Origin of the sequence: Arthrobacter sp. MYb214, from assembly GCF_002979865.1 — a bacterium.
GTDB lineage: Bacteria > Actinomycetota > Actinomycetes > Actinomycetales > Micrococcaceae > Glutamicibacter.
The window spans coordinates 109,011-121,914 of sequence record NZ_PCPZ01000004.1 but is presented as its reverse complement, the minus strand read 5'-3'; the positions used below and the strand labels follow the sequence as shown (position 1 = coordinate 121,914).

Below are 12,904 nucleotides of genomic sequence, written 5' to 3'. Positions count from 1 at the left end.
GCAACGCGACAGCATTCCTGAACCTACGCTGGCCTGCCATGAAGAAGTATTCCTGGCCGCGACTATCTCAGCTCCATTATGATTTGCGCTGTTGCTTCTCACGGATCAAATCCAGTGCCAGCACCGAGCCGATCACTGCCTGGCGTTGCTGTGCGTTGAGGTTTTCCGCCAAGCGCAGGGCGTAGGTCGACTTGCCCAGCAATGCGTTGCCCATCCCGGACCATTCCCGGGTCACGGTTCCCAGAACTCCGCCGGGACCGGTGATCCGGAAGTCGAAGTCCCAGATGCTACCCAGTAACTCGAGCTCTTCGCCCAGCATCGAGATGGAGACCCTGGTTTTGAAGAAAGTGATCCTCTTGACCAGGCTGGCCAGCGGGGCAGCGTTGCCATCAAGGATTTCAAAACGATCGCGGCCCATGGTCATCGTGTCCTTGACCATGACAACCGGATTGCCTGGTCCGTCAAAGACGGTCAGTTCGCGAGCCCCGACGAACATGCGGCCCAGCGCGCTTCCGCCGGTATCCACGTGGGCAATCTGCATCCCGGACGAATCAAGGATCGCGAAGTCGTTCTTCGAGATGCTCTTCGTCTGCTGGAAGATCAACGTGTTCTGGTTGAGGATCGTCATGGTGCCGATTATGCCACCAGTAAACCGTATCGGGCGAAGATCCCCCGGGGAGGCGAAAAGCCAGCCCGCAGGCCGGCTTTTCAGGTTGGACTTGCTAGGCTCCGAAGAACTCGCGAGAGACCTTGGACAGATACCAAGGGTCGTCAACGCCGCACATCTCGCGGGCCGAGTGCATGGACAGCAGCGCGACTCCCACATCCAGGGTGCGAATCCCCAGTCGGGTCGCGGTCAATGGTCCAATGGTGGATCCGCACGGTACGCGGTTATTGGACACGAACTCCTGGTAGGGAACTCCCGCCGACTCGCACCAGTTGGCGAATGCGGCAGCACCCACCGCATCGGTGGCATAACGCTGGTTCGCATTGATCTTCAGCAGCGGGCCGGCATTCAGCTGCGGACGGTTGGCTGGGTCGTGGCGCTCTGGGTAGTTCGGGTGAACCGCGTGGCCAGCATCGGCAGACAGGCATACAGAATTCGACAGGGCGCGAGCGGTGTCTTCAACTGAGGCATCCATGGATGCCTGGATGCGGTTGATCAGCTCTTCCAGGAATGGGCCGCAAGCGCCCGAGCGCGAGGAGGAACCCAGTTCTTCGTGGTCGAAGGCAGCAAGCATGGCAATGCGGTTGCCTGCTGGCTTGCGGGAATGGCCCGTCAGCGCAATCAGGCCTGCGTGCACCGAAGTGAGGTTATCCAGCCGGGCGCTGGCGAAGAAGTTCTTGCCCTCGCCAAAGACCTCGCCGCGCTGCGCGGGCGCGGTCAGGATGTCGTAGCCGGCTACCTGGGCCGGGTCGACACCTGCAGACTTCGCCAGGATCGCCAGGATGTCGGCATCCGCCAGATCGCCGGCGCCAAAGATTGGATTGGTGTGGGTCTGCTTGTCCAGGGTCAGGCCCTCATTGACCTGGCGGTCCAGATGGATCGCTAGTTGCGGGATGCGCAGGATTGGTTCGGTCTTCGCCAGGTGCTCGGAACCGTCCTTGAGTACCAATCGGCCGGCGAGCACCAGTTCGCGGTCCAGCCAGGAGTTCAGCAGCGGTCCGCCGTAGACTTCGACCCCTGCCTGCCACCAGCCGTTGGAACCGGTGGTTGGCTTCGGCTTGAGCTTGAAGCCCGGCGAGTCGGTGTGGGCGCCGAGGATATGGAATCCGCTGGTCGCAGTGGCAGCTTCTGGCTGCACCCAAGCGATGATCGCACCGTCGCGGACCACGTAGTAGGAACCCGGGACCAGGTTCCAAGCCTGCTTTTCGTCCAGACCGGTGAATCCAACTGCGTCCAAGCGCTGCGCGGCCGAGGCCGCGGCGTGGTAGCTCGATGGCGAGGTTGCGACGTATTCGGCCAGATCTGCAATGTGGGCCATTGCTGCGGCTTGTGCCATGGCTGGTTACTCACTTCTTTCTGTCAAGAGATGTTTGTCAGACGGTTCTTCAGGTTTTGGTTCCCGCCTGAAAAGTCGAGTTGCCTCCCAGCTTAGTAGCCTGAACCACATTTGCTGATGTCCTGCTGGGCCTGCCTCCGCCCTGGCAACCTGGCAGACACCCCTATCCGGGTCTTGACTTGGCACCTCGCTCTCGACGAAGCTGAAAGCAGTCCCGGAGACAAGGAAAGCGAGTTCATCATGGCTACGGCTGATCGAACACCAGAGCAAGAGAACATTCCAGCAGAATCACGCGAGGTCGAAGTGGAGACCACCGTACCGATGGATTCCAAGGTCCAACGGGCCAAACCTGCCGGTGCAGATAAGCTCCCAGCGACCAAGTTGGGTCGTATCTGGACCGCTACGATCTTCGGCTTGCTCGTGCTGATCCTGCTGATCATCTTCATTGCCCAGAACCAGGAGCAGGTGACCCTGAACTACTTCGCGTATCAGGGACAGGTCAACCTCGGGCTGGCATTGTTCTTTGCCGCTATTGGTGGCGCCCTAGTGGTCGCGATCGCCGGGGTGGCCCGCGTGATACAGCTGCGCTCTACGGCGAAGAAGCAGCGCAAGGCCAATAAGCGCTAGAAAGCTCCATGGCCGCCGGGCGGAACCCCATGGGGTTTCACCCGGCGGCCATTTTGCTGCCTCAGCGATGCCTAGTAGTCCAGGCCTTGGGATGGAATGACCAGCCCAGTCTCGTAGGCGTACACCACCGCTTGAACACGGTCGCGCAGATGCAATTTGGTCAGGATGCGCCGCACGTGGGTTTTCACCGTTGCTTCGGAAAGGAAGAAACGGTGTGCAATCTCGGCGTTGGATAGTCCCTCGGAAAGCGCACGCAGCACTTCCTGCTCACGCGGGGTAAGATCATCGAGCAGCGGGTCATGCGGAGTTTCGGCCGGCTGGTTCCGGTTCCCGGCGCCAGCGTTGCGCACATAGGTTTCCAGCAGGCGGGCAGTCACCCGGGGTGCCACCACAGCGTCGCCGGAAGCTACCAGGCGCACCGCTTGGACCAGTTCTTCCGGGGCCACGTCCTTGAGCAGGAACGCGCTGGCTCCTGCCTGCAGCCCTGAGAAGGCGTACTCGTCCAGGTCAAAGGTCGTCAGGATGATGATCTTGGTTTCCGGATGGTCCTTGGCGATGCGTTCGGTCGCTTCCAAGCCGTCCATCTTGGGCATGCGCACATCCATCAGGACCACATCGGGTTTCAGTGCGGCCGTCTGGGCAAGGGCATCGAGTCCATCGACAGCTTCGCCGGCGATGACGATGTCGTCTTCACCTTCGAGGATGAGGCGGAATCCCATGCGTAAGAGGGGCTGGTCATCGACCAGCAGTACCTTGATTTTGTCTTCCACGCTTATTCCTTCACTGCCTTCTGGTTTTCGTTCTGCAAGCTGCATTCGGGCAGCTTGAGGACTGCTTTCACAATCCATCCGCCACTGGCTACCGGCCCGGCATCAACCGTTCCGCCAAAAAGCGCGGCTCGTTCGCGCATGCCGCGCAGCCCGCGTCCGCTGCCGATACTCGGAACTCTCGTTGCATCTCCGTTGTCCATGATTTCCATGCGCAGTTCTTCGCGGCGCCGTTCCAGGCGAACCTGCACATCACTTACGTTACGGGCATAGCGCAAGGAATTAGTCAGGGACTCTTGAATGATACGGAAGACGGTCAGCTGGAAGGTGGTGTCCTCCGGCAACGGATCGCCCGTATGGGTAAATGAGACCGGCAGACCTGCGGTACGGAATCCTTCGAGCAATTGCTCCACGTTCCCGCCGGTAGGCTGCGGGGCCAGCTCTCCGGATTCTTCTTGGCGAAGCACACCCAGCATGCGGCGCATATCCGCCAGGGCGGCGCGACCGGTTCCAGAGAGCTCATTGAGCACTTCGTCGGCACGGACCTGATCGCGCTTGGCCACCACTCGTGCCCCCTCTGACAAGGCAATCATCACCGAAAGCGAATGGGCGACAACGTCGTGCATTTCGCGGGCGATGCGGTTGCGCTCTTGCACCTGGGCCAGTCCGGAGACCTGCGAGGCCCAGTGATTCAGTTCAGCTTCGTGGATGCGCGCGTTGCGCACATTCATGCCCACCGCGGCTGCGGCAATGTAGAAACCGATGACGAAGCTGCCCGAGACGGCGATGATGACGCGCGTGAAGATGGTTTCGTCGATTCCATCTTGCGGGTCGAATTCCATTCCGGCCATGTCGGGGAAGCCCATCAGCACCATCAGGACCGTCTGGAAGCTGCCGGCCAAGATGGCCAGCGGGATGGTGCGTTTGGCCGAATAGCTGGTGGCGACCGTGTACAGGGCGATAATCATGCCTACCCCGCCCAGTCCACCTTGCGGACCAGCAATCACCAGGGCCAGGCATTCGAAAATGAACACCAGGATGATCACCGTCATCGGCGCCCGGCGCCGGTACAACAAGGCAGCGCTGACGGCGAGGGTGACGACCAGCAGGCCGGTGGCGTTGGCTTCTGGCATCGCTGCCATGACTAGGACACCGGGCAGTGTGAGCAGCAGATAGATGACTACCGCACCGATGACCACCAAACGCGGGTGGGTACGCAAATAACGGCGTATCCGGCCCATGCGCTTGGCGGCCAGTTCATCGAAGGAAACCACAGTTTCCTGCAGCGTCGGTTGGCTCATGTTTCCAGTCTAGTTTTCTCGATCAATCCCTGTGCTACTTGATGTCCCGCTTGGTCAGCAGGATTGCACCCAACACCAGTGGAAGCACGATCCAACCCGCCACGCCCAGCAGTTGCTGCCAGGTCTCCAAGTCGGTGACAACACTTGCGGGCGTCGCCAACCCCATGCCCAGCTGGTCAGGGGTGAACTTCGCGATATCCTGCGCCCAGTCGGTCAAGGTGGTCAGGATGGAAAGGATGATCGGCAGCACGAAGAACAGGGCAGCGAGGCTGGTGATGCCTCCGGCCGAGTTGCGCAGCAGCATCCCCAACGCCAAACCGATCAACGCCGCCATGGTCACCGCCAGCGTCCCGTACCAGAGCACCCGTTGGAAGGCATCGCTGCTGAATTCCAGATTCATCTGGTAGTTCTCGGCAATCGGCTTGCTGATCGCGAAGGCCAAGAGCGAGCTGATGATCTGGACGACGGCAGTGAGCAGGATGATCAAGATGCCCTTGGCGGCCAGGACACGCAGTCGCCGCGGGCTGGCCAGGAACGTGCTTACCGCTGAGCCGGTGGTGAATTCACCGCTGAAGAGCAGGACACCAAGCACGCCAAGAATCAGCTGGCTGAAGACCAGACCCGAGCCGATGAGCTCAGCGGCGAATCCCGGGGCCGATAGGCCTTCCATGCCCGGCATCTGATCCGTGTCGCCCATGCTGGCACTGAGCGAACCAATGCCCCACGTGGCCACGGCTGCAATGCCCACATAGAACACGATGGCCAAGAGAACCAGGATGCGGGTGGAGTTCAGGGAGAAGAAACGGATGGACTCACTGCGCAGCACGCCGAAGAGGGTGACCTTGCCATGCGGTGCGGTTGCTAGATGGTTAGACATGTCCTTACTTCCCGCCGCCAGTCTCGGCAACTGTGTTCGAGTGGTATTCGACGGCATCGCGGGTCAATTCCATGTAGGCGTCTTCCAAGGTGCGTTGCAGCGGACGCAATTCGCTGAGCACCACCCCGTATTCCAAGGCACGGCGGCCAATGGTTTCTGAATCGGGGCCGGTAACTTCCAGGCCATGCTCATCAATCCGGCGTAGCTGAATACCTTCGCCGTTCAACGCATTCATCAAGATCTCAATGTCGGCTGAACGCACAATGGTCTGGTCAAGACCGTTGTCGATGAATTCAGTGATCGGCGCATCGGCCATGATGCGGCCACGGCCAATCACGATCAGGTGATCCGCCGTCTGGGCCATTTCACTCATCAGGTGGGAGGAGATGAAAACGGTTTTGCCATCGGCCGCCTGCTGGCGGGCCAGATTGCGGACCCAAGCCACGCCTTCGGGATCCAGGCCGTTGACCGGCTCATCGAGGATCAGCACCTGCGGATCTCCAAGCAGGGCCGTGGCAATGCCCAGCCGCTGCCCCATGCCCAGCGAAAAGCCGCCGACCTTCTTGCGCTGCACGCTAGACAAGCCAGTCAGATCGAGCACTTCGTGCACTCGGGACTTCGGGATCCCCGCGGTAGCCGCCATGGCACGCAAATGCGCCAGCGGAGTCAGGGATTTGTGCACCGACTTAGCTTCCAGCAGGGTGCCGACTTCGGTCAGCGGGTGACGTGATTTTTTGAAATCGTGCCCGTTGACCAGCACTTCACCGCTGGTAGGTTTGGCCAATCCCACGATCATGCGCATGGTGGTGGACTTGCCGGCACCATTCGGGCCGAGGAACCCAGTCACCATGCCTTCTTGGACCGTGAACGACGCATTATCGACCACGGTTTTTCCACCGTATTTCTTCGTCAACTGCTCTGCCTGGATCATATTTCCAGCCTAGGGAATTCGAGCCCAGCTCTCACCGCCCCCAGTGCTGATTTATGGCTCAACCAAAAGGGTGATGGCAGGGAAGCGAAAACTGGGCCCATGCACCAGATGGTGCATGGTCCCAGGGTGCCAAGGAAGTTAGAAGGTCGTCGTGAGCACGAACATCATCCCTGCGACGGCTAATGCGAAGGGCAGGGCCAGCAAAACCATCAGCTTCTTTTGATCCCGCACGATCGCAACGCATTCCCTGAGGAAGGCACTCGGACGGTAGTAGGCCGCCGTTTTCCCGCCGAAGGCACGGGCATCCAAGCCGAGCTTGCGTGACGCCATTGCTGCACGCAGCGCATGATAGTCGCTGGTGACCAACCACAGCTGGCCATCCGGACGCTGGGCACGGACCAAGGCGTCGGAGAACTCCAGGTTCTCAAGGGTGTCCCTGGCCCGGTCTTCAACCAGAATCTGTTCATCGGCAATGCCCTGCTCACGCAGGTAGCGGGCCATGCTTACGCCCTCTGGTTCTTCCTCATCATGGCCCTGTCCCCCGGTCGGAACCATGAAGGGGCGAGCAGATGCCTGCAGTTGATGCAGGTCTATGCCCTTGTCCAAGCGGCCACGCAGCAACGGGGTGACCTTGCCGTTGATTGTGCGGGCACCAAGGACCACCACGGCGGCGGCTTCGCCCTTGGATGGGTATCTGGCGTGCACCCATGCGTACAGCAACAGCATGGCGAACAAGCTCGCCGTGAAGACGGAGGCCATGAACAGGACGAAAGCCAGCGAATAGGTCCACCAGGATTCGATGCGAATCAGCAGCACCGCAATGACTGGCAGGACAAAGACGGATAGCCCGGCTGCCAATGACAGCAGATTCGCAGGTTTGGCTCCTTCGCGCCGGCACATCAGGATCCCGTTGTAGATCAGCGCGGCACCGAAGACAACGACCATCAGCGGGGTCAGCACCAGCACTATGGAGAAGAGGAACCCAAACCCGGGGATCACACTGGTCAACAGGTCGACGACCGCCGAAATGGTGAAGAACACCAGCGGCAAGAGAAGTGCAGCCAGACCCAAGCGGCGTGGGTCCTTGCGGTATTGCCGGATAAACAGCCACCAGAGTGCTGCCAGGAAGACCCAGCCAACGAGCTGCGCGAGCACTGATTCCATTGCCTCTCAGTTCACCGATTTCCAGTTTGCGATTCCGTATTCCCGTTTGAGCATCGATTGCGCTCCGAGGAATCCGCCCATGCCATGCACCGACGGCCCCGGAGGCGCAGCCGAGGATACCAAGTACAGTCCTTTGGACTGCAGGTACCACGGGTCGGCCGAGATCCGAGGCCGCTTGATGCTGCCCAGCAGGTCCATGGTTCCCCCGGAAAGATCGCCACCGACCAGTGCCGAGTTCTGCACTTCCAAGTCCTGGGCGGTGACAACATGGGATTCAATGATTGTCTCGCTGAAACCAGGGGCTGCCTGTTCAATCATTTCCTTCAGTTCCCGGCTCATGTCTACCGGAGAATCCAGTGGCACGTGGCAGTAGGCCCAGATGACGTGCTGGCCCTGCGGTGCCCGCGAATCATCAAATTGCGAGGGCTGGGCAACAATCATGAACGGCTTCGCCGCTCCCCCGCGCACTGCGGCGCGTTCGGCCTTCCCGACCTGCGCCGCGGTGCCGCCCAGGTGCACGGTGCCGGCCTTGCCCAGAGTCTCGTCGCGCCATGGAACCGGTGCCGAAAGGACGTAGTGCACCAGGCAGCTTCCCGGCGAGCGCCGGATGCTGCTCAACGCGTGCGAGAGCCGTTCAGGCAGGTGTCCTGTTGAAAGCTTGGCAGCGTTTTCGGCGGAGGTATCGAAGAGGATGCTCTGCGCAGAAAGCTCATCAACATGGTTGACGCGGGTGCCGGTAAGGATTTTTGCTCCATGAGCCATCGCTTCTTCGGCCAAGGCGTCGCTGATGGCTTGGGAACCTCCACGCGGGATGGCCCATCCCTTGCCGTGCGCTGTTGCTGCAAGGAACAGTCCTGCCCCGGCATTGGCCGGTCCGCGAGAGCCTCCCGCAACGTGGGCGGAACAGCCTGCGTAGAGCGCGGCGGCGCGTTCAAACTTTCCAGAAAAGAGTTCCTTGACGGCCATGCCCGCCACCGTGCTCACGGCAAAGGTCGCCAACGCTGCGGGGTTCGAGGGAACCCTCAGCAGAGGATTGAGCAGTGTCTGGCTGACCCCGTCAATCTGCTTGACCAGCGGGCCCAGGAGCCGGGTGTACATCTCGCCGTCCGCGCCTCCAAGTTCCTGCCCGGTGCGTTCCAGATCCTTGTACGCGTAGGCAGTCCGGCGATCCAGCACATGGGCGAAGGACAGCTCGGGGACGATGAACTCCACCTTGTCGTGGACGCCCAGTTCATGCATGGCTTGGGATTGCATGGCCATCGGATGCACTGCGCTGCCCAAATCGAATTTCGCTGCAGAACCATTCAGCGGCTGCGTTCTGGCGGCCCCGCCGATGGTGTCGTTGGCTTCATATACCGTGACGCTTAATCCAGCACGGGCAGCAACTGCTGCGGCTGCTAGCCCATTGGGTCCCGCACCGACAACGGCAACATCGCTCATGATTTATTTCCCGCCACTTCATTCGTTTTCTTGGATTGAGGCAGCAGCCCGCGCAGGGTCCAGCGGTCCTCCAGTCCGGCGAATGGGCCGGCCAAAGGATCATCCTGGCCCACGGCACGAATCGGGTCGTGGCGTGGATCAAGAATTGAACGTGCCACCAAGAACATCAGGTATCCCAGCATCACCATATGCGCCAGCACCAGCACCGCATAACCGGTCTCAGGGAAGGCCTTCTGCGCTTCTTCCGCAGAGAGGGAATCAAGGTAGAACCAAACAGCGTAGAAGTGCGCGATTTCCACGAGCATCCAGACAACGAATTCGCGCCAGCGCGGCAAGGCGAGGGCGAACAGCGGAATCAGCCAGACGATGAACTGTGGTGAATACACCTTATTGACCATGACAAAGGAAGCAATGATCAAGAAGGCCATGGAGGCCAGGCGCGGGGTGCGTTTAGCAGTCAAGCCCAGCACTGCGACGCCCACGCAGCACAGGAAGAAGAGGACCAGGCCGTAACGGGAAATCTGTTCGGCTTCAAAGAGCGGGACCCCTCCCCTGTTATCGGCGATGACATTCCATGCGTGCCAGAAGCTGGAGAAGCCTGCCCCGCGTTCAGAAGAGAAGTTGAAGAAGTGCATGAACGAGTCGGGGAACGCCAGCGCATAGGGAAGGTTCACCAGTGCCCATGTCGCCGCGGCGGTTCCGCCAGTCACCCAGAAGGTCTTGAGCCTGCCGGTGCGAATGGCCAATATCAGCACCGCGCCGAGGATGAAGAACGGATAGATCTTCATCGCGGCACCTAAGCCGATCAGCACCCCGGCAAGGACGGTGTGCTTTCGTGCGAATGCCAGCATGCCCAGGGCCAGCAAGGCCACAGCCCACATGTCCCAGTTGATGCTGCCGGCCAGGATGATGCCCGGGGCAATAGCCACCATTGCGGCATCCCACGGGCGGCGCCCGGTCATCCGCAGGGTGGCGATCACGGTGACCATCCACAGGATCGCAACGAGCAGCAGGTTGATGTCGAAGTACAGCAGCGAACGGTTTTCGATCCCCGTGGGGATGATCGAGGCAACGGCCGAGGCCACCGTGCTCATCAGTACCGGGTACTCGAACTGGGCGGTCGCGCTGAATGGCGCCCAGGGGTTCTCGGCGAAGCCGCGGGCGGAGAACAGCGGAACCCAGTCGCTGTAGCACGCATAGGCGTACGGGTTGTTGCCAGTCCACCCGTTGACCCGGCAGGGGTTCTTGGCAAGGAGCATCAGCAAGGCGCCCACGGTGGTCATCAGGATAATGACTCGTTCCACGCTGAAGAATCCTGGATCGACTCGGCCTGGATCGCTGTGTCGTCCCAGGCGGCCACCGATCATTGCGGTGAACTGTCGAAGGAACCCGTCAGCGCGTGATGGCACGGTAATCCGCAGGGGGCCACGCGTGGGCTGTGACTGGTTTGGCTCGTGCATACCCTCCAGCCTAAATGTTCTGTGCCTAAGCTCCGCCTTGCACACTCATGTTTCATTAGTCGCTTTGATCTTTTATGCGGTTCCGAGGGCTCGAAATCCCTCTTCCGGATTCGCCTACTGGTACGTAAAACGCTTGCTGACCTCGCATTCAGCAAACAAACAGGTGATTACACCGGCACTTCACCGTGCGTTAACCCGGATGCCCCCTCTTAGTTAACTTGTGCCCATAGCGTCTTACTCGTGAGCAAAACCAACCAGCCAAATGCCATGGCGATCATCCCCGCCAGGGGAGGATCCAAGGGCATCCGGCTTAAGAACCTGCGTGAGATCGGCGGCAAATCGCTGCTGGGCCGCGCAATCGAATCAGCCAGATCCGCGGCGGCAGTCAGCGACGTCGTGGTCAGTACCGACCATGAGCAGATCAAGGCCGAAGCGCTTCGCTACGGGGCGCGAGTCATCGATCGACCGGCAGATATCGCCGGCGACACGGCCAGCAGCGAGTCAGTTCTGCTCCACGCGCTAGCGAATGCGGAATCTCAGCCAGAGATCACCGTGTTCATCCAGTGCACCAGCCCGTTCATCGATCCGGAGGATCTGGACGCAGCCATTGCGGCGGTTTCTTCGAAACGCGCCGACGTCAGCTTCGCAGCTGTAGCGGACCACGGTTTCCATTGGGGCCTGGATCCGCAGGGCGAAGCGGTCGCCGTAGGCCACGACAAGCTGCACCGTCCGCGTCGCCAGGATCGCGAACCGCGCTTCCGCGAAACCGGGGCCTTCTACGTGATGGATACCCGGGGATTCCGCGAGGCAGGGCACCGTTTCTTCGGAAAGGTCCGGGTTCACGAAGTTCCAGCAGAGCACGGCATCGACATCGATACCGAGGCAGACCTGCTGCTCGCTGGGCTGGCCGTTCCGGCCACCCGGGAACCGATCGAAGTCGACGCGGTCATCACGGATTTCGACGGGGTGCATACCCCGGACACCGCGTATGTCGATGAGCACGGAACCGAAACCGTGCGCGTCTCCCGCTCCGATGGAATGGGAGTGGCCCGGTTGCGGGCTGCCGGAGTGAAGTTCCTTATTCTCTCCAAGGAAATCAACCCTGTTGTCGCCGCCCGCGCCGCCAAGCTGAACGTCGAAGTGGCCCACGGAATCGACAACAAGGCCGAATACCTGGCCCGCTGGCTGGCTGACGAATCCATCAATCCGGCTCGTGTTGCCTACGTGGGCAACGACATCAACGATCTGGGCGCGATGGCATTGGTCGGCTGGCCGATCACCGTGGCCGATGCCCAGGAAGATGTGCACCGGGCAGCACGGTACAAACTGACCCGCAAGGGCGGGCACGGAGCGGTACGGGAACTAGCCGAACTGGTTCTCGCCGCACGCACCGCTACCAAGAGTTCTCCAAGTTTCACCCACTGAAAGGCAATACCCATGACTTCCATGACTACTGACATCAAGCCTGTTGCTATCGGCGACGTCCAGGTTGGCGCAGGCCAGCAGGTCTACGTCATCGGCGAGATCGGCATCAACCACAACGGCGACATCGAGATCGCCAAGCAGCTGATCGATATCTCTGCTGAAGCCGGTGCCAACGCAGTGAAGTTCCAGAAGCGCACCCCGGACATCTCCACCCCGATGGACATGCGCGACAAGATCCGCTCCACCCCATGGGGCGACATGACCTACCTGGACTACCGCTACCGCGTCGAGTTCGACCAGGCGCAGTACAAGGAGCTCATCTCCTACGCAGCTTCCAAGGGCCTGCACGCCTTCGCCTCGCCATGGGATGTTCCATCGGTCGAATTCATGGAAGAGCAGGGTGCAGTCACCCACAAGGTCGCCTCCGCATCGGTCACCGACATCGAGCTGCTCAAGGCCCTGGCGCAGACCGGCAAGCCGATCATCCTGTCCACCGGCATGTCCACCATCGAGCAGATCGACAAGGCCGTCGAGACCCTGGGTACCTCGAACCTGGTCATGATGCACGCTACCTCCACCTACCCGCTGCCTCCTGAAGAGGCCAACCTGCGCATGATCGAGACCCTGCGCGACCGCTACCAGGTCCCAGTGGGCTACTCGGGCCACGAGCGCGGCCTGCAGATCTCGCTGGCTGCTGTTGCCCTGGGCGCAGTGACCGTCGAGCGCCACATCACCTTGGACCGCACCATGTGGGGTTCGGACCAGGCCTCGTCGCTGGAGCCAAAGGGCTTCGAGTCGCTGATCCGCGACATCCGCATCCTGGAGCAGGCCATGGGTGACGGCGTGAAGAAGGTCTTCCCAGGCGAGCTGGCACCGCTCTCGCGCCTGCGCCGCGTCGACGCCTAAGCA

The 12,904-nt window shown here is 60.8% G+C and carries 12 protein-coding genes; 3 read left to right on the top strand and 9 right to left on the bottom strand.

Annotation, left to right across the window (positions count from 1 at the left end):
* Positions 1 to 76: 76 nt before the first annotated feature.
* Together CQ012_RS11400 and CQ012_RS11395 are read right to left on the bottom strand one after the other, a co-directional pair.
* Positions 77 to 628: an LURP-one-related/scramblase family protein gene (locus CQ012_RS11400; RefSeq protein ID WP_181149064.1), complete on the bottom strand. Its 552-nt coding sequence runs from the start codon at positions 626 to 628 to the stop codon at positions 77 to 79.
* A 94-nt stretch (positions 629 to 722) separates the two neighbouring features.
* Positions 723 to 2,003 carry a M18 family aminopeptidase gene (locus tag CQ012_RS11395; protein WP_105656592.1) on the bottom strand — a complete coding sequence of 427 codons (1,281 nt, stop codon included), beginning with the start codon at positions 2,001 to 2,003 and terminating at the stop codon, positions 723 to 725.
* A gap of 240 nt (positions 2,004 to 2,243) precedes the next feature.
* On the opposite strand from CQ012_RS11395, the gene CQ012_RS11390 reads away from it, so the two are divergent.
* Positions 2,244 to 2,630, top strand: a complete 387-nt coding sequence (locus tag CQ012_RS11390; RefSeq protein ID WP_133833776.1) for a LapA family protein — start codon at positions 2,244 to 2,246, stop codon at positions 2,628 to 2,630.
* Positions 2,631 to 2,701: 71 nt separating this feature from the next.
* On the opposite strand, the gene CQ012_RS11385 is transcribed toward CQ012_RS11390, so the two are convergent.
* The 7 genes from CQ012_RS11385 to CQ012_RS11355 all read right to left on the bottom strand — a co-directional run bounded on the left by CQ012_RS11385 (position 2,702) and on the right by CQ012_RS11355 (position 10,414).
* Positions 2,702 to 3,445 carry a response regulator gene (locus CQ012_RS11385; protein ID WP_105656594.1) on the bottom strand — a complete coding sequence of 248 codons (744 nt, stop codon included), beginning with the start codon at positions 3,443 to 3,445 and terminating at the stop codon, positions 2,702 to 2,704.
* Positions 3,403 to 4,698, bottom strand: coding sequence for a sensor histidine kinase (locus CQ012_RS11380; RefSeq protein WP_105656595.1), 1,296 nt, complete (start codon positions 4,696 to 4,698; stop codon positions 3,403 to 3,405). Before CQ012_RS11380 ends, CQ012_RS11385 begins: the two co-directional genes overlap by 43 nt.
* Positions 4,699 to 4,732: 34 nt before the next feature.
* Complete coding sequence (locus CQ012_RS11375; RefSeq protein WP_105662211.1) at positions 4,733 to 5,575, bottom strand: ABC transporter; 843 nt, start codon at positions 5,573 to 5,575, stop codon at positions 4,733 to 4,735.
* A gap of 4 nt (positions 5,576 to 5,579) precedes the next feature.
* Entirely contained in the window at positions 5,580 to 6,506 is a 927-nt protein-coding gene (locus CQ012_RS11370) for an ABC transporter ATP-binding protein (protein WP_105656597.1), read from the bottom strand.
* A 138-nt stretch (positions 6,507 to 6,644) separates the two neighbouring features.
* Entirely contained in the window at positions 6,645 to 7,670 is a 1,026-nt protein-coding gene (locus CQ012_RS11365; protein ID WP_105656598.1) for a YdcF family protein, read from the bottom strand.
* 6 nt (positions 7,671 to 7,676) lie between these two features.
* A complete protein-coding gene (locus CQ012_RS11360; RefSeq protein WP_105656599.1) occupies positions 7,677 to 9,110 on the bottom strand; it encodes a phytoene desaturase family protein in 1,434 nt (477 codons plus the stop codon).
* Positions 9,107 to 10,414, bottom strand: a complete 1,308-nt coding sequence (locus CQ012_RS11355) for a glycosyltransferase family 87 protein (protein ID WP_286134651.1) — start codon at positions 10,412 to 10,414, stop codon at positions 9,107 to 9,109. The genes CQ012_RS11360 and CQ012_RS11355 overlap by 4 nt, the downstream gene beginning before the upstream one ends.
* Positions 10,415 to 10,810: 396 nt before the next feature.
* Between CQ012_RS11355 and CQ012_RS11350 the strand changes: the two genes are divergently transcribed.
* Positions 10,811 to 11,995, top strand: a complete 1,185-nt coding sequence (locus CQ012_RS11350; RefSeq protein ID WP_105656601.1) for an acylneuraminate cytidylyltransferase — start codon at positions 10,811 to 10,813, stop codon at positions 11,993 to 11,995.
* Positions 11,996 to 12,007: 12 nt separating this feature from the next.
* Entirely contained in the window at positions 12,008 to 12,901 is an 894-nt protein-coding gene (locus CQ012_RS11345; protein WP_105656602.1) for an N-acetylneuraminate synthase family protein, read from the top strand.
* The last annotated feature ends 3 nt before the right edge of the window (positions 12,902 to 12,904 follow it).